The organism is Flavobacterium micromati (genome assembly GCF_900129585.1).
In the GTDB taxonomy this organism is placed as follows: domain Bacteria; phylum Bacteroidota; class Bacteroidia; order Flavobacteriales; family Flavobacteriaceae; genus Flavobacterium; species Flavobacterium micromati.
Window position 1 is genome coordinate 195,947 of the sequence record NZ_FQWF01000004.1, and the last position, 22,439, is coordinate 218,385.

At 32.4% G+C, this 22,439-nt stretch carries 21 protein-coding genes, 1 other RNA gene and 1 pseudogene; 8 read left to right on the forward strand and 15 right to left on the reverse strand.

The window, feature by feature from the left end; all coding sequences use genetic code 11:
* Positions 1–255: 255 nt before the first annotated feature.
* Both BUB42_RS05965 and BUB42_RS05970 read right to left on the reverse strand, forming a co-directional pair.
* Positions 256–1,044: a sulfite exporter TauE/SafE family protein gene (locus BUB42_RS05965; protein ID WP_073018144.1), complete on the reverse strand. Its 789-nt coding sequence runs from the start codon at positions 1,042–1,044 to the stop codon at positions 256–258.
* Positions 1,045–1,098: 54 nt separating this feature from the next.
* Positions 1,099–1,731, reverse strand: coding sequence for a Crp/Fnr family transcriptional regulator (locus BUB42_RS05970; protein WP_073018146.1), 633 nt, complete (start codon positions 1,729–1,731; stop codon positions 1,099–1,101).
* Positions 1,732–2,017: 286 nt separating this feature from the next.
* On the opposite strand from BUB42_RS05970, the gene BUB42_RS05975 reads away from it, so the two are divergent.
* Positions 2,018–2,329 carry a rhodanese-like domain-containing protein gene (locus BUB42_RS05975; RefSeq protein ID WP_073018148.1) on the forward strand — a complete coding sequence of 104 codons (312 nt, stop codon included), beginning with the start codon at positions 2,018–2,020 and terminating at the stop codon, positions 2,327–2,329.
* A 53-nt stretch (positions 2,330–2,382) separates the two neighbouring features.
* The gene (locus BUB42_RS05980) at positions 2,383–3,963 is read left to right on the forward strand and encodes an NADP-dependent glyceraldehyde-3-phosphate dehydrogenase (RefSeq protein WP_073018150.1); all 1,581 of its coding nucleotides are present in this window, start codon (positions 2,383–2,385) and stop codon (positions 3,961–3,963) included.
* A gap of 392 nt (positions 3,964–4,355) precedes the next feature.
* Here the strand turns inward: BUB42_RS05980 and BUB42_RS05985 are convergent, their stop codons facing one another.
* The 6 genes from BUB42_RS05985 to BUB42_RS06010 form a co-directional block, all read right to left on the reverse strand.
* Positions 4,356–4,928 (reverse strand): TlpA family protein disulfide reductase, encoded by a 573-nt coding sequence (locus BUB42_RS05985; protein WP_073018152.1) that lies wholly within the window; start codon positions 4,926–4,928, stop codon positions 4,356–4,358.
* Positions 4,929–5,011: 83 nt separating this feature from the next.
* Positions 5,012–5,317 (reverse strand): DUF202 domain-containing protein, encoded by a 306-nt coding sequence (locus tag BUB42_RS05990; RefSeq protein ID WP_073018153.1) that lies wholly within the window; start codon positions 5,315–5,317, stop codon positions 5,012–5,014.
* Between the two features lie 194 nt (positions 5,318–5,511).
* The gene (locus BUB42_RS05995; RefSeq protein WP_084118294.1) at positions 5,512–5,856 is read right to left on the reverse strand and encodes a DNA polymerase III; all 345 of its coding nucleotides are present in this window, start codon (positions 5,854–5,856) and stop codon (positions 5,512–5,514) included.
* 314 nt (positions 5,857–6,170) lie between these two features.
* Positions 6,171–7,256 (reverse strand): DNA polymerase III subunit gamma/tau, encoded by a 1,086-nt coding sequence (dnaX, locus tag BUB42_RS06000; RefSeq protein ID WP_073018157.1) that lies wholly within the window; start codon positions 7,254–7,256, stop codon positions 6,171–6,173.
* Between the two features lie 253 nt (positions 7,257–7,509).
* Positions 7,510–8,439: a glycerophosphodiester phosphodiesterase family protein gene (locus BUB42_RS06005; protein ID WP_073018159.1), complete on the reverse strand. Its 930-nt coding sequence runs from the start codon at positions 8,437–8,439 to the stop codon at positions 7,510–7,512.
* Between the two features lie 287 nt (positions 8,440–8,726).
* The gene (locus tag BUB42_RS06010) at positions 8,727–9,047 is read right to left on the reverse strand and encodes a hypothetical protein (protein ID WP_073018161.1); all 321 of its coding nucleotides are present in this window, start codon (positions 9,045–9,047) and stop codon (positions 8,727–8,729) included.
* Positions 9,048–9,174: 127 nt separating this feature from the next.
* Here BUB42_RS06010 and rnpB point away from each other — a divergent pair.
* An RNA gene (rnpB, locus tag BUB42_RS06015) (RNase P RNA component class A) lies at positions 9,175–9,513 on the forward strand.
* A gap of 73 nt (positions 9,514–9,586) precedes the next feature.
* Here rnpB and BUB42_RS06020 read toward each other — a convergent pair.
* From BUB42_RS06020 to BUB42_RS06035, 4 genes are all read right to left on the reverse strand, one after another.
* Positions 9,587–11,371: a chloride channel protein gene (locus BUB42_RS06020; protein ID WP_073018162.1), complete on the reverse strand. Its 1,785-nt coding sequence runs from the start codon at positions 11,369–11,371 to the stop codon at positions 9,587–9,589.
* Positions 11,372–11,733: 362 nt separating this feature from the next.
* A complete protein-coding gene (locus tag BUB42_RS06025) occupies positions 11,734–11,994 on the reverse strand; it encodes a hypothetical protein (protein ID WP_073018164.1) in 261 nt (86 codons plus the stop codon).
* A complete protein-coding gene (gene ggt, locus BUB42_RS06030) occupies positions 11,951–13,636 on the reverse strand; it encodes a gamma-glutamyltransferase (protein ID WP_073018166.1) in 1,686 nt (561 codons plus the stop codon). The genes BUB42_RS06025 and ggt overlap by 44 nt, the downstream gene beginning before the upstream one ends.
* The gene (locus BUB42_RS06035) at positions 13,633–14,217 is read right to left on the reverse strand and encodes an acyl carrier protein phosphodiesterase (RefSeq protein WP_073018168.1); all 585 of its coding nucleotides are present in this window, start codon (positions 14,215–14,217) and stop codon (positions 13,633–13,635) included. The genes ggt and BUB42_RS06035 overlap by 4 nt, the downstream gene beginning before the upstream one ends.
* A gap of 116 nt (positions 14,218–14,333) precedes the next feature.
* Here BUB42_RS06035 and glmM point away from each other — a divergent pair, with 116 nt between their 5' ends.
* Both glmM and BUB42_RS06045 read left to right on the forward strand, forming a co-directional pair.
* Positions 14,334–15,722, forward strand: coding sequence for a phosphoglucosamine mutase (gene glmM, locus BUB42_RS06040; RefSeq protein WP_073018243.1), 1,389 nt, complete (start codon positions 14,334–14,336; stop codon positions 15,720–15,722).
* A 657-nt stretch (positions 15,723–16,379) separates the two neighbouring features.
* Entirely contained in the window at positions 16,380–17,867 is a 1,488-nt protein-coding gene (locus BUB42_RS06045) for an aminotransferase class V-fold PLP-dependent enzyme (protein WP_073018170.1), read from the forward strand.
* Between the two features lie 120 nt (positions 17,868–17,987).
* Here the strand turns inward: BUB42_RS06045 and BUB42_RS06050 are convergent, their stop codons facing one another.
* Entirely contained in the window at positions 17,988–18,857 is an 870-nt protein-coding gene (locus tag BUB42_RS06050) for a lysophospholipid acyltransferase family protein (RefSeq protein ID WP_073018171.1), read from the reverse strand.
* Positions 18,858–18,972: 115 nt separating this feature from the next.
* Between BUB42_RS06050 and BUB42_RS06055 the strand changes: the two genes are divergently transcribed.
* The gene (locus tag BUB42_RS06055; RefSeq protein ID WP_073018173.1) at positions 18,973–19,611 is read left to right on the forward strand and encodes a rhomboid family intramembrane serine protease; all 639 of its coding nucleotides are present in this window, start codon (positions 18,973–18,975) and stop codon (positions 19,609–19,611) included.
* Between the two features lie 49 nt (positions 19,612–19,660).
* Positions 19,661–20,350, forward strand: a complete 690-nt coding sequence (locus BUB42_RS06060; protein WP_073018175.1) for an SIMPL domain-containing protein — start codon at positions 19,661–19,663, stop codon at positions 20,348–20,350.
* 115 nt (positions 20,351–20,465) lie between these two features.
* Here the strand turns inward: BUB42_RS06060 and BUB42_RS06065 are convergent, their stop codons facing one another.
* Together BUB42_RS06065 and BUB42_RS06070 are read right to left on the reverse strand one after the other, a co-directional pair.
* Positions 20,466–21,137, reverse strand: coding sequence for a sugar-binding protein (locus BUB42_RS06065; protein WP_244533885.1), 672 nt, complete (start codon positions 21,135–21,137; stop codon positions 20,466–20,468).
* A gap of 246 nt (positions 21,138–21,383) precedes the next feature.
* Complete coding sequence (locus BUB42_RS06070) at positions 21,384–21,944, reverse strand: DUF6642 family protein (protein ID WP_073018177.1); 561 nt, start codon at positions 21,942–21,944, stop codon at positions 21,384–21,386.
* Between the two features lie 184 nt (positions 21,945–22,128).
* On the opposite strand from BUB42_RS06070, the pseudogene BUB42_RS16990 reads away from it, so the two are divergent.
* Positions 22,129–22,284, forward strand: a pseudogene (locus tag BUB42_RS16990) (IS30 family transposase); the annotation flags it as partial.
* Positions 22,285–22,439 lie beyond the last annotated feature (155 nt).

The following is a 22,439-nucleotide window of genomic DNA, read 5'->3' on the forward strand; positions in this document are numbered from 1 at the left end:
TTAATTTTCTTTTACAAATTTACCGCTGTTTTTTAAGACTCACAGTGATAAATGTTACATTCTTATTTTAATTAGCATTTCACACACTCTCTGAGCGTTAGTCGGGCTAAGATTCTTTTTAAACTAGTTTATTTTGTTTGCAATCCTTGAATTCTAAATAGTCGGCGATAAAACCGCTGCATTATACTTTAAATTTGCGCTTCTATGACCTCGCTTCAAATAATATAAGAATCCAAAAAATTTGAGATAAAACCTTTATTTAATGAAAAACTCTTTGATAATAACATAAATTCCCATCACTAATACAAACCATCCAAAAGCAGGTTTTAATTTTTCTCCATCAATTTTTTTAGATAGATAAGTTCCAATGAACATTCCCAGCAGCGCAATTGATGATATAGTGAAAAGTAGATTATAATTGATCTCAGAACCGTTAAGCACATCTCCGCCAAAACCAATTAACGAATTAATAAAGATAATCAATAATGATGTACCGATGGCTTGTTTCATTGGCAAATTGCCAAAAAACAGTAACGCTGGGATAATTAAAAAACCGCCACCTGCTCCAAGGAATCCAGTTATAAAACCAACTAAAAGTCCGATAATGGCTATTCTCAAAGAATCGTCACGTTTTACTCTTTCTTTTGGAATTGATTCCCTTATCATAGAAAGTGATGCTGCTATCATTAAAAAAGCAAAAACCACCATGATCATCAAATTTTTAGTAACTGAAAAATCGTTTAAGGTAAAAACGATTGAGGGGATTTTTGGCAAAATAAAATCTCTGACAAAAAGTAGTGAAACTACAGATGGTAATGCAAAAATGAGTGCCGCTTTTATTTTTAAATTGCCCAATTTATAATGACTGTAACTCCCAAACATTGCGGTTATACCAACAATAAATAAAGAATAGCTTGTTGCTTGTTCTGGATGGATTTTAAAAAGATAAACCAAAATAGGAACAGCAAGAATCGATCCACCGCCACCGATTAATCCCAATGAAAGTCCGATAATAATTGAAAGAAAATAACCTAAATATTCCATTTTTTAATTTTTTGAAACAACCTGTTTACGTTTATAACAAACAGTTTTATTAAACTATAATTTTTTTAAAAGTTCAATGTTGTTTCGATGCAAATTGACTAAACCACGTTGTTCCATTTTCTTTAGTAAACGGGAAATTACTTCTCTTGAAGTATTTAATTCTGATGCTATTTCTTGATGTGATAATTTTAGTTCATTACAGCCACAAGCATCAGCATGACGTTTTAAATAAAACTCTAATCGTTCGTCCATTGCTCTAAAAGCAATGCTATCAATAACTTCTAGCACTTCTTCAAAACGGCTGCGATAAGTATCAATTACAAATTCGTACCAACTGCGATGTTGCATCATCCATTTGTCCATCAGTGGCAAAGGAACCATAACGAGTTCTACATTTTCAACAACTTTAGCCATTATTTGGCTTTTTTCATTCTTTGTTGCACAAATCATAGAAATGGCACAAGCTTGGCCGGGTTGCAAGTAATACATGAAAAATTCTCCGCCATTTTCGTCTTGTCGATATATTTTAATTTTACCACTTATTACTAAAACAGTATTTTTAATATATTGTCCGGTTCTAATAATAACCGTGTCCGCATCAAAGGAATTGATGGTGGCATTCAAATCGATTTCCTGTAATAATTCTTTAGAAAATGAAGGAAATATATGTTTTATTAGATCTATCATTTTAGATTTTAACTGTAGTGTTTTTAGCAAATGTACTGTTATTATCCTGTAAAAGCAAGATGATTTTGGTCTAATATTATCGGATAAGTAATTGACTGCTATTTGTTTATGTTCAAATTGTCTATCGGATAAATAGGGTAATATTTTTTAAAAACTCAAAGCATAATTGCTACTCCTTTGATAATGAATGTTTTTAGAAAACGATTTCTTGAATAAACGTAGCAATTAACAATTGTTACATAAATTGTTTGTTAAAAACATTGTATTTTTACAAAAAATGATAATTATGAATTTAACACAAGAAGATTGGGTTTCACAATTAAACACTGATCCCAATGCCGTTATATTGGATGTGCGAACTGAAAATGAATTCAGCGAAGGAATTATTGCTAATGCGATAAATATTGATATTAATAGCGGTCAGCAATTTGTCAATGCTATAGAAGCCTTAGATAAAGAGAAAAACTATTTTATATATTGTCGCTCTGGCATGCGAAGTGCTAAAGCCTGCGAAATCATGAACCAACTTGGATTTGAAAATGCCTATAACCTCACGGGAGGAATAATGGAGTGGGAAGGCGAAGTTGTTGCACCCTAAGCTAAAAACGCGAAATTAATCGAACTATATAAAAACTAATTATAATAAACCATATGAATTCAATACCAGAAGAATATCAAATTACAAAATTATTAAATCAGGATACTTATCTCGTGGACGGTGAGTTAAAAAAATGGGAGGGTCAGACCACCGCTGTTTTTTCTACTATTTCCTCTACTGAAAAATATGCTACTACAATTCTTGGTTCAATACCTTTAATGGGAGAAACCGAGGCACTCGAAGCGGTAAATTCTGCTAGTGCGGCATTCAATAAAGGACAAGGACAATGGCCTACAATGAAAGTTGCAGACAGGATCAAATGCATGATAAATTTTGCTACACAAATGAAAACAACTCGAAGCGAAGTTGTGAAATATTTGATGTGGGAAATAGGAAAATCGTTATCAGATTCTGAAAAAGAATTTGATCGAACTGTAGAATATATTTATGACACGATTGATAGTCTTAAAGAATTAAATAGTCGAAATGGTCATTTCTCCAAAACTCAAGGTATAAACGCAATGGTTCGTCGCGGACCTCTCGGCATTGTTTTATGTCTTGGTCCATACAATTATCCGTTAAATGAAACTTTTTCGTTGCTAATTCCAGCCCTTATTATGGGGAATCCAGTTATTTTTAAACCTGCGAAACATGGTGTTTTAGTAATTTCCCCACTTTTAGAAGCGTTTAGAAATAGCTTTCCGAAAGGAGTCATCAATATTGTATATGGACGCGGACGTGATGTGGCTAGTCCAATCATGAAATCTGGAAAAGTTGACATTTTGGCTTTAATTGGTAACAGCATTTCTGCAATTGCTTTGCAGGATCAACATCCTAACAAAAATAGATTGCGTTTAATTTTAGGATTAGAAGCTAAAAATCCGGCAATCATTTTGCCAGATGCCGATTTAGATTTGGCTATTCAAGAATGTATTTCAGGTAGTTTATCTTTTAATGGACAGCGTTGTACAGCACTTAAAATTTTATACGTTCATGAAGCAATAGTAGATGAATTTAATAAACGTTTCGCTGCAAAAGTTGATTCGCTAGTCTTTGGAAATCCTTGGGACAAATCGGTTATGCTGACTCCATTGCCTGAAAAAGAAAAACCAGCCTATATTCAAGAATTAATAGATGATGCTACAAGCAAAGGAGCATCAATTATTAATGAAAAGGGAGGAATACAAACAGATAATTTTATATTTCCTGCTGTTTTGTATCCTGTAAATAAAGAAATGCGTGTGTATCACGAAGAACAATTTGGACCAGTTGTGCCAATTATTTCATTTAAAGATATTCAAGAACCACTTGATGATATGGCTGAATCAAATTATGGTCAACAAGTGAGTTTATTTGGTAATAGTATCAAAACGATTGCACCGCTTATTGATACATTAGTAAATTTAGTATGTAGGGTAAACTTAAATAGTTCTTGTCAAAGGGGTCCAGATGTACTTCCATTTACTGGAAGAAAAGATTCGGCTGTGGGCACATTAAGTATTCACGATGCGCTGCGATCATTCTCCATTAGGACTTTTGTAGCTTCAAAAGATAACGAATACAACAATGAAATTTTACAAGCACTACTAGATAGTAAAGAATCAAATTTCATCAACACGGATTATATTTTATAATTTCATTTTTTTAAATAAAAAGCCGACTCACAATTTTTTGAGTCGGCTTTTTTTGTAACTGATTTTTAACAAAGTAACAATTCTTTGCTTTAAAAAATTGTGTACTTTAGAGTATTGAAAAATTTAATCCTTTAGTAGAGAAGTGGTAGTATTGAAACTATTTTAAAACTTAAAGCGTATCAAAAAGCAAATTAAAATAATAAAAGAAAATCTCAATAGGAGACTGGAACGGGAACCAGTGCTCACGCACCGTCATTTGCGGTTTATTCCAAATGTTGTGATCAATTTAATTAGCTGTTTTATTACTTTTGCATTGGTTGGAATCATTTTATTTTTGCTGTTAAGATACCTAGTCATGAGTTTCTATAATTTAAATTGATGAATTATGATATTTATTTTCGAAGATAATTATCCAATTTTTCTCTAAATGAATCGCTATTCCAGTTAGCAGTACCAATTTTAGCGACAATTATGTTTCCCTGTTTGTCAATAACATAAGTTGCCGGAATAGTTGCAGATACCATTTCTAATGGCGGGTTTGTGATGGACTGATATACTGGTAAGTTTAGTTCTTCTTTCTTTAAAAAAGTATCCGCGGTATTGAATGAATCGGTGGTGACAAATAAAAACACCACTTTATCTTGATAATCATTATACAATTTTTGAAGACTCGGCATTTCCGCTATACACGGCGGACACCAAGTTGTCCAGAAATTGACAAAAATAATTTTCCCTTTAAAGTCTTGTAATGAAACTTCATTTCCTTTAACATCTAAAATCAGCCATTTATAGGAAGATAGCAGTTTTTGATCTTGTAATTGAATTGTTTTTGGTGAAAAAACGATAAGACGGTTTAGTTGTACTTTTATAAAAGTGCCCAAAGGACTAAATAGTAAAAGTGCAATAAATACAATAAACGCGATATTTTGAACTATATTTTTCTTAGAGGTTTTAGCTTTTGTCATTTTTTTTAAGAAATCGTATATGGAGGAAATTAATATGTTTTTTTGAAAAGGAAATAGCTTTTATTTCAAAATAAAAATATCATTTACTGGTAATACTCCATTTGATAGGCACCAATATGTTTTGCATTATCGACGATTGATTTTTTATGTTTAATAAAATTATAAATTCCGAATACAAATATTAAGAATGAAATTATAAAAAAGGCAATTTCTAGAATTAAACTATTCTCTACCTGAAGTAAATTTCTAACACTCAAACCTGCAACGAGAAAATACATCGATGTTCTCAAAAACGAAAGAAAAGTAGATTGATTGGCTAAAGTTGTGCGCTGAAGAGCTAACTTCTCTCGTAATATTAAATCTTTGTTGATGGTTTTATTGACATCCATAATAAACGCTTTTATTTATCTTTTGTAGAACAAGTAAAATTAATTAGTTTTTGAAATGCTTGTAATTAGCAAACTAGTCATTACTAAATTGATAGAGAACAATAAATATTACAATTTCAATATAACTAATTTCATTTTAAAATTAGAAAATTGTTAAATTAACTACTATAATGTAAATTAGTTTCCATCGATATTTAAGCATCTAAATCCAAACCAAATGTTGATCGTAAAAGTTCAATATTTGGATTTATCTCATGAAGTCTGTTGTATCGATCTTGATCATTGAAGCTTCTTTTATTTTCGATACTTTCGTTGACAATAATTTCGATCGTAATATCGTGATTATGCAAATGTCCTTTCAAGTGTCCTAAAAGTCCATTCAATTCTTTTTCAAAATCAAGTTTGGAACCTTCATTTGGTAATTCAAGAGTGATAGCAGTTCCGTTTAACTTTGGATCGTTTATCAACAACAATGATTCCATAATTTTAAAGCCTTTATCGCCTAAACGCTGTGCGTATTTATTCCACTGCAATAACATTTCAGTTTCTCCAAACGCCTCGGTAGGTAATTTAGTAACTTCCTTGACAATTCCTTTGTTGCTTTCTTCTAATGCTTTTTTAGCACGAATACTTGTTAATGAAAATGCTGATACTTTTGGTTCATTTGATTCTACAACCTTGTTTTTCGTTACAGGAATGGGAGATTGATTTTCGTCAACTTTAGTCGCAATTTGTTGGACTTTCTTAATTATAGAAGTTTCATTACTTATTTTTGAAGTTACTTCTTCCGCTTTTTTGGCCGAGTTAGTATCAACAATAGAGTAATCAGTTTTTCTAAAATAAGTAGGCGGAATTATAAATTGCTCAACTTTTTTTTTTCTCCATCAAATGTGATAGAGGCTAATTGCATTAGACAAAGTTCAACAAGAAGTCGCTGATTTTGACTTAACTTATATTTCAAATCACAATCGTTGGCAATTTCGATTCCTTTGAGTAAAAAATCGGCATTGCATTTTTGAGCTTGTACGCCATACATTTTTTGAGCTTGTTCTCCAACTTCTAATAACGTCAGGGTTGCTGGAGTTTTAGAAACTAATAAATCTCTAAAGTGAGAAGCTAAGCCTGATACAAAGTGATGCGCATCAAATCCTTTGGCAAGAATCTCGTTGAAGGCAAGTAATAATTCTGGAATTTTATTTTCCAAAATTAATTCGGTCACATTGATGTAAGTTTCGTAATCCAGCACGTTCAAGTTTTCAGTAACGGCTTGGCGAGTTAAATCTTTACCGCAGAACGAAACAACTCTGTCAAAAATTGATAAAGCATCCCGCATTGCACCATCTGCTTTTTGAGCAATAATGTGTAAAGCGTCATCTTCAAAATTCACTCCTTGACTAGTGGCAACTTCAGCAAGATGTTCTTTGGCATCTTTTACAGTGATTCGCTTAAAATCAAATATTTGACAACGCGATAAAATGGTTGGAATGATTTTATGTTTTTCGGTCGTTGCCAAAATAAAAATGGCGTGTTTTGGCGGTTCCTCAAGTGTCTTTAAAAACGCATTAAAAGCTGCCGAAGACAACATGTGAACCTCATCTATAATATAAACTTTATATTGACCAGTTTGCGGCGGAATTCTAACTTGGTCAATTAAACTTCTAATATCATCAACAGAGTTATTTGAAGCAGCATCCAGTTCGAAAACATTGAAAGCAAAATCTTCGGTTGGATCGTCATAACCTGGCTGATTTATTTTACGAGCTAAAATTCGGGCACAAGTTGTTTTTCCAACTCCACGAGGTCCAGTAAATAATAAGGCAGAGGCAAGATGATTACTTTCTATGGCATTCAGTAAAGTATTGGTAATTGCTTTTTGTCCCACAACATCTTTAAACGTTTGAGGACGATATTTACGTGCCGATACAACAAATTGTTCCATAGAATTTTTATTCAAAAGCAAATATAGGTTATAAATTGGGGATGGAAGTAAGTTTTTTAGAGAAAAATTTCAATCTATAATCTTAGGTATTTTTTCTATTTTCTGAAAAATCTAACAACGTTTTTATTCATTTTTGCAATCCATTTTGTTTTAGTAGAAAAAAATCTCTAAGTAAAATTCCTTAGATGACCTAGCGTTTATTTTTTCAATTAAAATCTTGTTGAACTAATCAAAAGCAGTGACTTATGACAATTTAATTTTTCGATAATTTAATGTATTTCGATTTTATCTTTTTGTCTAAAACATATTTTGCTAATTGTTTTCCAGCTTCTACAGGTCGGTCAGACGAAAGTACGATCGCCCCATTTTCGATTAATTGGTAATAGATATCGTCTCCTTTTGCAATAGCACTTTTGTCAATATTCCCCATTGTTCCTAAAATAGAAGGTATTTTTCTACTTCTTAAATAACCGTAAGTTTCTTTTTTGGGTTCAGATGTTCCTACGAATGCGACCATTTTTTCGGCTTTCACGCCAAGTGCTTCCATACGTTCTACATCTTCTTTTCCTCGGGCTGAAACCGAAATTAATAAATCGGGTGCCAGTTTTGAAACTTCTTCTGCTTGGTTAGCATTGTAAGTAATGATTATAGTATTTCGCTCTGCTTTATTTTTCCTTACTGCATCTACAATCATTTTCATAGGAACGCCTCGTTTTATGTCTAAGGTGTAAATGACTTTATTTTTTCCCCACTGCAAAACTTGATCTAAAGTTTCAATTTTGAATGAAGTTACGTTTCCCTCTGTATCCTTCAAAAATAGTTGTTGCAATTCTTTATAAGTGTAATCTCCAATTTTTCCAGTTCCGGTAGTGGTTCTGTTTAAAGTATTGTCGTGCATCATTACAAGAACTGAGTCTTTGCTTAAAGCAATATCAGTCTCAATGATGGCAGGAATATATTTTATGGTATTGGTAAAAGTGGCTGTACAGTTTTCAGGAAATCCTTTTGTTGGGCCACCTCGATGCGCACTGACTAATGGATAGCTTTGCTTAGAATAACTTATGAAATTATGGAATTGCTTCGTATTTGGAAATGAAATGTGATAGCTGGGAGTTTGAGCAAAAATAAGGCTGTAGCACAACACACTCCATAATGATAAATACATTTTAATATTTAATGACATATTATTTTTTTGTACAAATAAAGAAAAATAAATGATACGTCTTACTGGCGAAAATGTTAAAAAAACCGTTTTGTTAGATTAGATATTGATCATCAATTTGCTAATATATTTTTATTTTGTTTTCGTTAGCAAGATTATTTATTGTGATTTTGGAAAATATAAGATTTCTTATTACTAATGATAGAAAATTTTACTTTAAAACCAATATAATCCAAAACAATAGAGTTGCTTATAGTTTTACCATCGCCAATTATTTCTTACTTATTTTGAAGAGTCCGTATTAGCGATTATTTCTTATTTGCGTTGTATTCATGTCGATCTTTAATGAATAATTCGTTTAAAACCATCGTTGCGCTTTTTGTATTATTAGCTGATGCACCTGTAACAAAAGATCCTTTTTCTCCCTCACAGGATTTAATTCCATAAACTGTCGCTTCATCTCCGGGATCGGTTATGCCTTCATAACGGTAAATTTCTTCAATCGTAAAATCCTGTGAACTGTTGATGATTTTATCTTCTTGCAAATTGTAATCTACTGTATATCCTTTTTCAGTTAGTTCTTGCAATGCTTTACAAACCGTGGCGTAGTGGTACATGTGTCGTTCCATAATATGTTTTTTTAGTAATTACGTTTTTTAAAAGTACTTTTAGTAGTGCTAAATCGCTTAACAACATGTAATTTACGAATTATAACATTCAACTCATTTTTTTTTCAGTTAATAGTTGTATTTTCGCGCCGCAGACCGCCTTATCGTTCTTGTCCCATTGGGCGAGAGAGGAAAGTCCGGACACCATAGGGAAGCATAGCGGGTAACACCCGTCGGTTTATTTTGAATTTTTTCAAAATGGATTAGGACAAGTGCAACAGAAAGTATGTACAGGTAATGCTGTAGTGAAACCAGGTAAACTCTATGCGGTGAAATATCAAGTATATCAGCATTTAAGGGCTTCTCGTCCGTTGTTGAAGGGTAGATAGCTTGAGTCACACAGTAATGTGCGATCTAGATAAATGATAAGGTGACACTGAATTTATTTCAGCGTTAACAGAATCCGGCTTATAGGTCTGTATTTTTTTTACTTCTACTTTTCGTCAGCTCTTTTGAACCATTAGCTTCATTGGAGCGAAATAAAAATTCAGCAAAGATTTTTAGTCAATAATCATCGATTTTAACTTCGCGCGATAAGCTTCTAATGCATTCGATTTAGATATAAAACCGTAATACTTTCCGTCTTTTAATACTGGTAAAAAAGCCACCTTAGAACTTTCAAATTTATTCATCACAGATTCCATACTTTCTGTTGGCGTCACAACTTCGTTCAATGGTAACATTATATCCTGAATTTTTGTATATTTCACTCGATAGTTATTAAAAATTATTTCCCTAATCGTATTGAAATGAACAATGCCTAAAAGATTATTAGTAGTATCAACTACCGCAAAAATAACTTGATTGGAATGGGAAATTAGATCAACTAATTTTTCTAAGTTTTCATCTTCTGTTACTGTTAAAAAATCAGTTTGAATAATCGAATTTGTTTCTAGAGTGGAAAGAACATTTGTATCTTTATTGCTTGTAAATGCATGTCCTTTTTGTACTAAATTTTTAACATCCATCGAATGTTTTTCAAAGCGGCGAGAAATGGCAAAACTAATAGAGGAAACGATCATTAGCGGAATCATTAAGCTGTAACCTCCAGTAATTTCGGCTATTAGGAAAATGGCGGTCAAAGGTGCATGAAACAATCCACTTAAAATTCCTGCCATTCCTACAAGTGAAAAGTTGCTTACAGGCAGTTTAGTAAGCCCTATTAAATTTAGTAAAGTAGCAAAGAAAAATCCGACATAAGATCCTAAAAAAAGCGATGGGGCAAAATTACCTCCATTTCCGCCGCTACCTAAAGTAATTCCAGTTGCAAAAACTTTAATCATCATTGTGCATCCTACAAAAAGTAGAAGTGCCCAACTATTATCTCTAAAACTACTAAACAAGGTGTTCTCTAATATTTTTCCAGGATCACTATCAGATAATATTTTTATACTTTCATAGCCTTCACCAAAAAGAGTTGGAAAAATAAAGATAAGAATAGCTAAAATCGACGATCCAAACAAAGCTTTTTTATAAGGACTAAATTTTAGCTTGCTAAAGTAATGCTCTACTCTTTCAAAATTACGGGAATAATAAACAGAAATTAATCCTGTTAAAGCACCTAAAAGTATATAATAAACGATATTGTGGTAATCAAAATTTTGTTGTTGTCTAAACGATAGTAAGATCGTTTCATCTAGTGCAATTACAGAAACCAATGCGCCAGTTGCCGCTGCAATCATAATAGGTGTAAATGCTGCTATACTGACATCAACTAGTAGGACTTCTATCGCAAATAATACGCCTGCAATTGGAGCATTAAATGCTGCGGCAATTCCAGCAGCAACGCCACAACCTATAAGCAATGTACGATCTTTGTAACTCAATTTATATTTTTGTGCATAATTTGACCCGAATGCTGCTCCAGTAATTACAATAGGACTTTCCAATCCTGCTGAACCACCTAAACCAACGGTCAAAGAGCTGGTTACGATTTGCGCATACATTTGTTTTTGAGGAATAATACTTGCTTTTTTTGCAACTGCATATAATATTTGCGAAGTTCCTTTTTGAATTGTGCCTCCTAAAAGTCTTTTGACTACGAAAACAGTTAGAACAATTCCAATTATGGGCAAAATACTATTTAAAAAACCTAATTTTAAAATTCCACTCACGTAAGTGGCGAATGAGAATACCCAATGCGCAAAAGTTTTCAACACAATTACAGCCAATGCAGATGATATACCAACTAAAACTGCCGATAAAAATATAAACTGTTTTGGAGTTAATAACGACTGCGCGATCGCAATAATTATTTGTAATTTAGAAAAATACTTTTTGAACATTATAATTTTTTATAGGAAAAGCAAAATTACCATATTTTATGGGCATTATAAATTTTTAAAGATTTCTTTTCGTTAAAATAGAACTTGATATTAGTAAAATTGGATATTGTAATTATTTTACATTAACAGCTTTTATAACTTATCAGATTTAGCTACTAAAAATACTTCCTTCCGTGGCTTTGAGAAACTTAGATGGATTCTTCGTTGGGATTTAATGGAAATGTGGGTTATTATTGTCTTTAATTTTGTAATGAAATTAATTTGGATTGGAAACTTTAAAAATTCCGTCCTTCTGGATAATTTAATTTCACTTTTGCAATATTTATTTTTATGAAGCTTCTTTTACATTAATATAAAGCACTCTAAACTGCAAAAGCGTTTTCTGTTTCAACTAGAGCACCAAATGCAAAACCAACTTTTTTTAAGATTTCAATACCAATTTTTGATGCTTGCTCCCGAACGGAAACTACAATCGCTTTAGTGGCGGCGACTCCTTCGGGTTTGATTGGGATGTTCTGACTTTTACAGTCGAATGAAATGATACTTAAATTATTATTAGTTTTTTCATTAAAATTTATTTTAAAAACCCACAGCTTTATTATCTCCTCTTTTATCGGCTCCACCTTCTAATTTTCCATTTGGTAAAACTAAAACGGCATCGACTTGACCTATAATTTCTTTATTTTTTTCATTAACAAAATATGATTTTTTCTTTAGGTTTTCCATTAGCTCTTTCGAAAATGAATTGGGTTCAACAGTGATTTCGTCTGGTAGCCATTGATGATGAAAACGTGGCGCATCGACAGCTTGCTGCATTGTCATACCAAATTCATAAACATTAAGTATTGTTTGCAGCACAGAAGTGATAATTGTAGAACCTCCGGGAGTTCCTACTACCATAAAAAGATTTCCGTTTTTTTCTACTATTGTTGGCGTCATAGAACTTAGCATTCTTTTTTCAGGAGCAATGCTGTTTGCTTCACTTCCTGTCAATCCATAAAGATTAGGAACGCCAGCTTTAGCGCTGAAATCATCCATTTGATTGTTTAAAAAGAATCCTAATTCATCACAATAGATCTTAGAACCATAATTGTCATTTAAGGTTGTGGTCGCTGATATTGCGTTTCCTTCGGCATCCACAATAGAGTAATGTGTTGTTTGATTGCTTTCATAGCCTTTTATTTCGCCTCGAGCGACAGCTGATGATTTAGTAGATTCATCAAATGAAAAATCTTTCATTCGCTTTTCTAAATAGGTTGGACTCAGTAATTCTTTTACGGGTATTTGCACAAAATCAGGATCACCCAAGTAATAATTCCGGTCGGCATAAGCTCTTCGTTCAGCCTCTGTGATTACCTGAATTGCTTGGAGACTATTGTGTCCCATTTTAGAAAGATTGTAGGGTTCGATCATTTTCATGATCTGATTTAAACAAATTCCACCACTACTGGGCGGCGACATTGATGTGATTTTTAATTTTTTATATTTAAAGGTAATTGGTGTACGCCACTTTGCTTGGTATTTTTTAAAATCTTCGATCGTTGTGTTTGCATCTTTTTTTGCTAAAAAAGAAATCAATTTTTTAGCCGTTTCACCACTGTAGAATTCGTCTTTTCCGTTAATCGCAATTCTTTTTAACGTAGCAGCGAGTGCAGCATATTTAATAGTGTCATTTTCTTTATAGATTTTAGAGAATAAACTATTTGCGCCGTTTCTTTTTACAAAAGTTTCGCGGTTACTATTTAAACTTGCCGCTTGATGTTTTGTCACAATTACTCCTTTTTCTGCAAGGGCAATAACAGGTTTTAATATCTCGCTCATTGGCATAGAACCAAATTTTTTATGCACTTCAAAAATGCCTGCAATGGTTCCAGGAATTCCAATTGCAAGAGCAGTTTCAGTACTTTTTCCTTTTATTACATTTCTATTTTTATCTAGAAACATATCTTTGGTGGCAGCCATTGGTGCTTTTTCTCTGTAATCAATTGCTCCAGTTTCACCGTTTGCTTTGCGATAAACCATAAAACCACCACCACCAATATTTCCCGCCTGAGGATGAGCAACTGCTAACGCTAGTTCAGTTGCAACCATCGCATCAAATGCATTACCTCCTTGTTTCATGATTTCAACACCAATTTGGGAAGCTTCTTCACGAGCCGAAACAACCATTACTTTAGTAGCGACTAAACCTGTGGGTTCAATTATTATTTCATTTGATTTACAGCTTAAAAATGCTACCGCAATTAGAAGTATTAATTTGTTCATAGAGTTGTTATTTTTTCATTCGAAAATTGTATTAAATCTTTAAAAAATTCAGTGAATTCCATTTCAAAGTCTGAATAGAATTCCCCAAGTTCGTTAGTTGCGAAGCGCATTTTCGATTGGTTTTGTGTGCGTCGATCCATTTGGGTTAAAATTTGATTGATTCCAGCGATAGAACGGTAAGTAAGTAGCCAATTTTCTTTCATCAGAATTGGCATTATTGCAATTGTTCTCTCAGATAATATATTTTTATTATTTTCTAAAGACTGGTAAAAGCGATTAACAAAATCTTCCAATTTCACATCAGAATAGCTGTCCCAGTTTTTAGCTAGAAAATGATCGTATAATATATCTACAATCACACCAGCATAATGATGATAATTTTCGTGAAGTCGTTTAGTGCTTTGTCTAAAAATAGGATGTGAATCAGTAAAAGTATCAATAGCACGATGCAGAATAATCCCTTTCTGAATTTCGTTAGGATAGGTTTCAAACTGTTTACCGCGAATTCCATCGGCCATAAAATTACCGATTTTAATTAAATCATTGTCACCAGAAAGGTAGATATGTGCTAGAAAATTCATTCGCCTAAAATAAGAATTTTAATCCTACTTTTTCAATTTTGATGGGTTTTATAGACCGTCAAGTCTTATATTTGTCGATAATTACAAAATCAACTCCAAAATTTAAAAAAATAAAAATGACATTAATAAAATCAATATCAGGAATTCGTGGGACGATAGGCGGAAAAGTAGGTGATAATTTGACGCCGGTTGACGCCGTAAAATTCGCTTCTGCTTATGGAACTTGGTTAAAAGAGTATAGGGGAAAAGAAAAATTAACTGTAGTTGTTGGCAGAGATGCTCGTATTTCTGGACCAATGATTCACAATTTGGTAATCAATACTTTAATAGGTTTAGGAATTGATGTTATTGATTTGGGTCTTTCTACGACGCCTACAGTGGAAGTTGCAGTACCAATTGAAAAAGCTGATGGTGGAATTATTCTTACTGCATCACACAACCCGAAACAATGGAACGCGTTGAAATTATTAAATGAAAAAGGAGAGTTTTTAAATGGTGCAGAAGGTGAAAAAATCCTTGCCATTGCTGAGGCAGAATCCTTCGTTTTCTCTGATGTAGACGATTTAGGGGAAATAACGATTAATGATGCTTACATGGATATTCATATTGATGAAGTATTGAATTTACCTCTTGTAGATGTTAAAGCCGTAAAAGCAGCAAAGTTTAAAGTGGTAGTTGATGGAGTTAATTCATCAGGTGGAATTATTATTCCGCGATTATTAGAATTAATGGGTGTAGAAGTAGTTGAATTATACTGCGAACCTAACGGACATTTTCCTCACAATCCAGAACCTTTGAAAGAGCATTTGACCGCCATTTCTGAGCTTGTGGTACAAGAGAAAGCCGATCTAGGAATTGTTGTGGATCCAGATGTAGATCGTTTGGCTTTTATTTGCGAAGACGGGGAAATGTTTGGTGAAGAATATACTTTGGTTGCTTGTGCTGACTATGTTATGAGTAAAACACCAGGAAATACTGTTTCGAATATGTCTTCCTCCCGTGCCTTGCGCGATGTCACAATAGCGCATAATGGAAGTTACGAGGCTAGTGCTGTTGGCGAAGTGAATGTAGTGGAATTAATGAAAAATAATAATGCAGTAATAGGTGGTGAGGGAAATGGAGGTATAATTTACCCTGAATTGCATTACGGAAGAGATAGCTTGGTAGGAGTGGCGTTGTTTTTGACCCATTTGGCCAACAAAAAAATGAAGGTATCTGAGTTGCGCGCATCCTATCCTGAATATTATATGAGCAAAAACAAAATCGAATTGACTCCTCAAATTGATGTTGATGCCATTCTTGTTGCTATGACTGAGAAATATAAAAATGAGGATATTACAACAATTGACGGTGTAAAAATTGATCTTGCCGAAAATTGGGTGCACCTGAGAAAATCAAATACAGAACCTATTATTCGCATTTACACTGAAGCTTCTTCTCAACAAAAAGCTGATGCACTGGCGGAAAGAATTATCGATGAGATTAAAGTCATTGCTGGTATTTAATCATTTTAAAAAAAGCTATCAACCCTTTCAAAATATTAATTTGAAAGGGTTTTTTTTGAAAAATAATTTTGTTAAATATAAAATCACTAAAAAAAATATTTCCGACTGTTTGACTATTTTAGAAATATAAGACCATTTAAGATGGCCTTAAAGTCTATTGTAATAAGCCCAAAAGGTCATTTTTTTACAATTTCAAAATGATATATTTAACACTTTGATAATAAGGTATTTGATTAGTGATTATTCGATAAATAACTCACGTTTTCAATAGCATATAGGAAAATAATTTTAACTCATAATTTATTCTATAACCCACGGCTTCAAAAGTGATATTTGAGGCAAAAAAAACCGTGATTTAAAATAGAATGTTAGCTCAGAATATAAAGTCATTACAATTTCCTGAGGTTTAATTATTAAGCGATTGCAGATTCCAATTGTTCGAATTATGGTGAAAAAATTAGTTGTTCTGCAATTCTTGATGACTACTTAAGAAAGTGTGACATTAAAATATCACTATTTTTAAAGCTAAAATTAGAAGTTTCAATTATATTTTACGCTCTTTTTAACATTGTTTTTTATAAATTCCTCAATATTAACAAAAGTTCAAAATTGCTATCTAATTTAAATTAATATCTTTGAACACTAATTGAAAATGAAATGATTACAAAAACAGCGGCAACAGCATTAGAGCAATACTTTCAACAGTTTCGTAAAAATATAATTGGGATAGATCAAGAGTTTGAGTCGCCTTACGGCAAAAAACAAATTATCTATACTGATTGGACTGCTAGTGGACGTTTATATCGCCCGATTGAGGAAAAATTAATGAATGAATTTGGTCCTTTTGTGGCCAATACACATACTGAAACTACTATTTCTGGTACTGCAATGACAAAAGCGTATCATCAAGCGCGAAAAATCATAAAAAATCATGTACATGCAAGTGCTGATGATGTTTTAATCACTGATGGAACTGGAATGACTGGCGTTGTCAATAAATTTCAACGCATTTTAGGTTTAAAAGTACCGGAAAATTTAAAAAGCTTTATCACGATTCCAGCCGAAAAGAAACCAATTGTTTTTATATCGCACATGGAACATCATTCTAATCAGACTTCTTGGTTAGAAACAATTGCAGATGTTCATGTAATTCCTGCTGATGACAATGGACTGTTTTGCATAAAAAATTTAGAAATTTTATTGGATAAATATAATGATAGAACTCTCAAAATAGCGTCTATTACGTCTTGCTCTAATGTAACAGGAATAAAAACGCCATACCATGATGTAGCAAAAATAATGCATCAGCATAACGGACTATGTTTTGTGGATTTTGCTTGCTCTGGACCTTACGTGAAAATTGACATGCACCCAAAGGATGCGGAAAGTTATTTAGATGCTATTTTCTTTTCGCCTCATAAATTCCTTGGTGGTCCCGGAACATCTGGTGTTTTAGTTTTTAATAAAAAATTATATCAAAATTTAGTTCCTGATAATCCAGGTGGCGGAACGGTGAGTTGGACTAATCCTTGGGGTGAGCATAAATACATTGAAAATATTGAAGATAGGGAAGATGGTGGAACACCAGGATTTTTGCAGGTAATCAAAACCGCGTTGGCTGTTCAGTTGAAAGATCAAATGGGAATTGAAAATATATTAGAAAGAGAACACGAAATAGTAGCTTACATTTTTTCACAATTAGAATATATTCCTAATATCAAAATTCTAGCCGCTCAGCACCAAGAAAGATTAGGAGTGGTTTCTTTCTTTGTAGAGAATTTACATTTTAATTTAGGCGTAAAATTACTGAACGATAAATTTGGAATACAAACACGTGGTGGGTGCAGCTGTGCTGGAACTTATGGTCACTTTTTATTGCATGTTGACCAAGAAACTTCTAATAAATTAATTGATGAGATTTCACTTGGTGATTTAATTAGAAAACCAGGCTGGATTAGAATGTCTATTCATCCGACTACTACAAATGACGAAATTGAATTTGTTTGCGAGAGCATAAAATCATTAGCCGAAAACCATAAAACTTGGGCTTTAGATTATGATTATAATGCAATCACAAATGAATTTGTCAATAAAAAAGCAAAACCACTTGAAGATGAATTAGTAAAAAACTGGTTTGCTATTTAGAATTTTTATTCAAACAAACAAAAAAAATCACTAATTCAAAACTTCATGATTTGAATTAGTGATTTTTTTTACTGAACACTTTAAACTGAACACTTCAAATTAAACACTGACCACTGAACTCTACCGTCTGTGTTTCCATCGTTTATGTGTCCAGAAATAAAATTCAGGTGCTTCCTCAATTTGTTTTTCTACTTCTCGTAAATATTGAATTGTAATTCCAAAATTGGGGATAGATTTAGGATTTTCTGTAATAGGGATAAAAGTAGCCTCGTAAAACCCTCTTTTCACTTTTTTCACTTTTACAAAAAGCACATTCAAATCATATCTTTTGGCGAGCATCTCCGCGCCCGTATGAACTGGAACTTCAACGCCCATAAATTTATCCCAGTGAAAGGCTCGATCTAATTTTGGCGATTGATCGCTGGCAAGACCGTACATACTTAAAATTCCTTTTCTCTGATTTTCTGCGATTAGCGGAATCGTATCTTTTGTTTCAACTAGTTCTGCATTGTATTTAGATCGAATATCCCGAATCATTTTGTCAAAATACTTATTTGCAATTTTTTTATAAACACCAACTCCTTTGAATTTTGTTTTTTCATTAATAGTTAACAACCATTCCCAACTTGCATAATGTGACGCCAGTAAAACGGTACTTTTGTCTTTATCTTCAAATTCTTTTACTAGTTCAATATTGGTAATCACAAATCTTCTGTTCATTTCAGCAGCAGAAATACTCATTGTTTTTATCATTTCTAAAAACATATCACAAAGATGATGATAGGATTTTTTCTCAATTTCAAGTCTTTCTTTATCGCTAAGATGAGGGAATGCTAAAGCTAAATTTTCCTTTACTGTCTTTTTTCTGTAGCCAATGATATAATAAACAATAAAATAGATGAAATCCGAGAACCAATAAAATATTGGAAAGGGAAGGATAGAGATAAGCCACAAAAATGGAAACGCTATAATGAAAATAAGAAATTGCATGCAGTTATTTTTAATGCAAATATATGTCAAAAATGTAGATTGCTATTAATTTTGGTTACTTACTGCAACAGCATCAGAGAATGACTATCTTTGCCGTTCACACCAAACATACTATATGAATACCATTTTAATAGCAATAATCGTTGCAAATGTTTTGTTTAGTTACAAGGGTTTTAATGATATTTGTTTCTTTAGGAAATATGAATTTCATGTCGGAGGCATAAAATCAGGAGAACAAATCCGAATGTTGTCGTCTGGTTTTCTTCATGTTGATCTGACTCATTTAATTTTTAATATGTTGACGCTTTGGTTTTTTGCGCCAGTTGTTATTAATTTCTTAGGTAATTTTTCTTTTATTTTGGTCTATTTTGGGAGTCTAATTTTTGGAAGTTTATTAACGATGCTTTTTCACAAAGATGATTATGGTTACAGAGCCGTGGGAGCTTCTGGGGCTGTAACCGGAGTTTTATACTCGGCTATTTTATTGCAACCTAATATGATGTTGGGAATATTTTTTATAATACCAATGCCTGCCTACATTTTTGGAATCTTATATTTATTGTATTCCATTTATGGCATGAGAGCTAAAAATGATAATATTGGGCATACAGCGCATTTTGGTGGTGCGGTAGGAGGTTATTTAATTACTATAGTGAAAGAGCCAACACTTCTAGTTGATCATACTTTGATGGTTGTATTACTAGCAATTCCAATAGTTATCCTTTTTGTGATGCAAAAGGCTGGGAAATTATAGTGGCACAACTTTTGGAAAGTGTGACTACTAACAATTAAATTTTAACAAAATGAAAAAAGCACTATCTATCTTATCGATCTTATTCATGACATTGTCTTATGGTCAGGAGGTAAAACAAATTCCTCAAATTAATGTAAGCGGAGAAGGAAAAGTAAAAGTTATTCCAGATGAAGCAACTATTGAAGTAACAGTTGAAACTAAAGGAAATAATGCTAAGGATGTTAAAAAGCAAAATGATATAAAGATTGAGGCTGCATTAAAGTTTATAAAAAAAATGAATTTGGCTCCATCCGATTTTAAAACGCAGCGTGTAGCATTAAATCCACAATACGATTATGAAAAAAAGAAACATAATTATAACGCTACTCAAACAATAGAAATCCTATTGAAAGATTTATCAAAATATGATGAATTAATGGAAGGATTAGTAGATGCGGGGATTAATAGAATTGATAATGTAACATTCCAATCATCGAAATTAGTGCAATATCAGTCGGAAGCTAGAAAGTTAGCTATAAAAGAAGCAAAATTAAAAGCAGAAGATTATGTCTCAGTTATAGGACAAAAAGTAGGTCGTGCCATCACAATATCAGATAATACGCAAAATTATTATCCACAACCAAGGTATATGGCAATGAAAACAATGGAAATGGCTGATATGTCAGTTCCGAGAGAAACTTTAGCTGTGGGCGAAATAAATATTACTGCAAATGTAACGGTTAGTTTTATTTTAGAATAAACGATAAATAGTGGTAATAAAAAATTAAGGTTTTTAAACTTGCTGCAATGATATAGGGAGAATTTGATAGACGAAATTTAATTTCGAATATCAAATTCTCTTTTTTTATGGTTTTCTAAATGGAAAGTCTATTTTCTAAATGTAGTACGCCAAAAGAAGAAGGAAGATGAAAATTTGGAGTTTTACTATCGGGATCAACCCAAGAAATATAAGTGGGTTCAAAGATTGATTTTTCTATTTCATTATATTTTGCTTTAAATATTCCAGTTTCAATTTTGTTATCGTTTAAAATATTTAGCATTTTCAATGATGAAATACTAATACTTCCTTCAATAGTATAGCTCTTATCTTGTATGGACGATTTAACTTCTAATTGACCTTGCGGCCAATTCCATTCAAAGTCAAAATTCTTATTTGGATACGCAACAAAATCCATAATTCTCGCCGCGGTATCTATTTCTAAGCAATAGTAAGGATTGAGTGAGTTATCAGGTCTAAAAAAAAGTTCAACTCTATCTGAATTTCCTATACTTTGAATGCTATCATCTTTTTTATCAATACGAATTAGTGTATCAAAAACCGTAAAACAAAAAAATAGATTTACACCATCCCATAATGCTTTAAATTCCATTTTTGCCGGTAAGGCTGCGTCCCAAGGCGAAGTAAAATCAGTCAGGATTGTTGCTTGATTCCATAAAGTGTTATCGCCCTTTCCAGTAATTTCTAACTGACTTTTCTCTATCAAATGCACTTCATATTTTTTCATTTCTTGTGTCATATTCTGCATTATATTTATTTTAGATCGAATGTTTAAGTTGAAGAAATTATTGTATTGATAAAAGAACAACAATGAAAACCAAATTTACAATTTAAATACTTAGTTAGAAATAAAAGGCATCGTTAGTTTTAACCTTTTTAGATTTCGTAAATGCTTAATTTATTTCAAGTTTATACTATTAGTTTTACTATGTAATTAATACTATATAAATCTAAAAAGTTTGCTATAATGTTGTTCAGAACGGTTTTATATTTTTTAATAATACAACCTAAAATCCAAAAGTTTGCAAATTGCATAATATTTTTGATGTAGTTCCTCCACAATTTCAACTAAGTCATCTTGATCTTGGAACAAGCTAAAAAAAACTTTGTCTAAATGTATACTGCTTAAATTATTGAATGCTGCTCCATAGCCAGAAACTGCTCTGGCGCCTGTAACATCTATAAAATATTGTGCTTCGTCATTACTTAAATCTAACACTTTTTCATTGGCAAAATGAACAATTTTACCTTTTAATTTTCCTTCAAATAGTTCTGCTATTTCTTCTAAACTATAATAATAATCATGAATACAAATGGTATTTTCTTGCCCTTGCATGACAAAATAGATTACTTCATAATCTTTAAAATTATGATCGTCATAAAGTAATGCGTTTAGACTTTCTTCAAGTCCCTCGATAGTGTCACAGGTTTTATAAATACTCGCTAATCCATGCTCAAGCGCTAGTTGCTCCAAGTGTTGCACTACTTCGGTATTGTTTTCTAATTCCACATCGGGAACGGCTTCAAGGCAGAAAATAAATTTATCTTGATCCATCTTTTTAGTAGGTGTTGTTTATTGCAAATTTAAGTTTTATAATTCCTTGGGTTCATTTATAAATGTGAAAGTTAGGAATTGCATAGGAAGATGACTATTTTTTTCAGGACAAAGAAAAGAAATTAATTCCTTTTCCTTTTTGCTGAAATGGGGAAATTTGTCTTACTTGATCCTCAACTAAAATATGCAAAGCCAGAAACATTTTACCGTTGAACAAAGATACAAATTAGAAATTCTGTTGCAACAAAACGTCTGTAAAACCCAAATAGCTATTGCTCTAAATATGCATATTTCCTCAATTTATAGGCAGCTTAAATGTAATTCAGATAAGCGAAATTCTATTTTACTTTTGCCTGCGCAACGTTAGAAATTGTGGTAAAAACATTGTGGTAAAGTATATTAATAATTTGAGTAAAATCACTGAGATTATTTTGGTCACTAATTGTATAGACAGAAACCTTTTAGTAACTACAAAGCACCATAAAGTTTACTACA

Bases quoted from the DNA above. Each gene is read 5' to 3' on its own strand.
- BUB42_RS05965 (WP_073018144.1), bottom strand. From the start codon at position 1,044: ATGGAATATTTAGGTTATTTTCTTTCAATTATTATCGGACTTTCATTG.
- BUB42_RS05970 (WP_073018146.1), bottom strand. From the start codon at position 1,731: ATGATAGATCTAATAAAACATATATTTCCTTCATTTTCTAAAGAATTA.
- BUB42_RS05975 (WP_073018148.1), top strand. From the start codon at position 2,018: ATGAATTTAACACAAGAAGATTGGGTTTCACAATTAAACACTGATCCC.
- BUB42_RS05980 (WP_073018150.1), top strand. From the start codon at position 2,383: ATGAATTCAATACCAGAAGAATATCAAATTACAAAATTATTAAATCAG.
- BUB42_RS05985 (WP_073018152.1), bottom strand. From the start codon at position 4,928: ATGACAAAAGCTAAAACCTCTAAGAAAAATATAGTTCAAAATATCGCG.
- BUB42_RS05990 (WP_073018153.1), bottom strand. From the start codon at position 5,317: ATGGATGTCAATAAAACCATCAACAAAGATTTAATATTACGAGAGAAG.
- BUB42_RS05995 (WP_084118294.1), bottom strand. From the start codon at position 5,856: ATGTTATTGCAGTGGAATAAATACGCACAGCGTTTAGGCGATAAAGGC.
- dnaX (WP_073018157.1), bottom strand. From the start codon at position 7,256: ATGGAACAATTTGTTGTATCGGCACGTAAATATCGTCCTCAAACGTTT.
- BUB42_RS06005 (WP_073018159.1), bottom strand. From the start codon at position 8,439: ATGTCATTAAATATTAAAATGTATTTATCATTATGGAGTGTGTTGTGC.
- BUB42_RS06010 (WP_073018161.1), bottom strand. From the start codon at position 9,047: ATGGAACGACACATGTACCACTACGCCACGGTTTGTAAAGCATTGCAA.
- BUB42_RS06020 (WP_073018162.1), bottom strand. From the start codon at position 11,371: ATGTTCAAAAAGTATTTTTCTAAATTACAAATAATTATTGCGATCGCG.
- ggt (WP_073018166.1), bottom strand. From the start codon at position 13,636: ATGAACAAATTAATACTTCTAATTGCGGTAGCATTTTTAAGCTGTAAA.
- BUB42_RS06035 (WP_073018168.1), bottom strand. From the start codon at position 14,217: ATGAATTTTCTAGCACATATCTACCTTTCTGGTGACAATGATTTAATT.
- glmM (WP_073018243.1), top strand. From the start codon at position 14,334: ATGACATTAATAAAATCAATATCAGGAATTCGTGGGACGATAGGCGGA.
- BUB42_RS06045 (WP_073018170.1), top strand. From the start codon at position 16,380: ATGATTACAAAAACAGCGGCAACAGCATTAGAGCAATACTTTCAACAG.
- BUB42_RS06050 (WP_073018171.1), bottom strand. From the start codon at position 18,857: ATGCAATTTCTTATTTTCATTATAGCGTTTCCATTTTTGTGGCTTATC.
- BUB42_RS06055 (WP_073018173.1), top strand. From the start codon at position 18,973: ATGAATACCATTTTAATAGCAATAATCGTTGCAAATGTTTTGTTTAGT.
- BUB42_RS06060 (WP_073018175.1), top strand. From the start codon at position 19,661: ATGAAAAAAGCACTATCTATCTTATCGATCTTATTCATGACATTGTCT.
- BUB42_RS06065 (WP_244533885.1), bottom strand. From the start codon at position 21,137: ATGCAGAATATGACACAAGAAATGAAAAAATATGAAGTGCATTTGATA.
- BUB42_RS06070 (WP_073018177.1), bottom strand. From the start codon at position 21,944: ATGGATCAAGATAAATTTATTTTCTGCCTTGAAGCCGTTCCCGATGTG.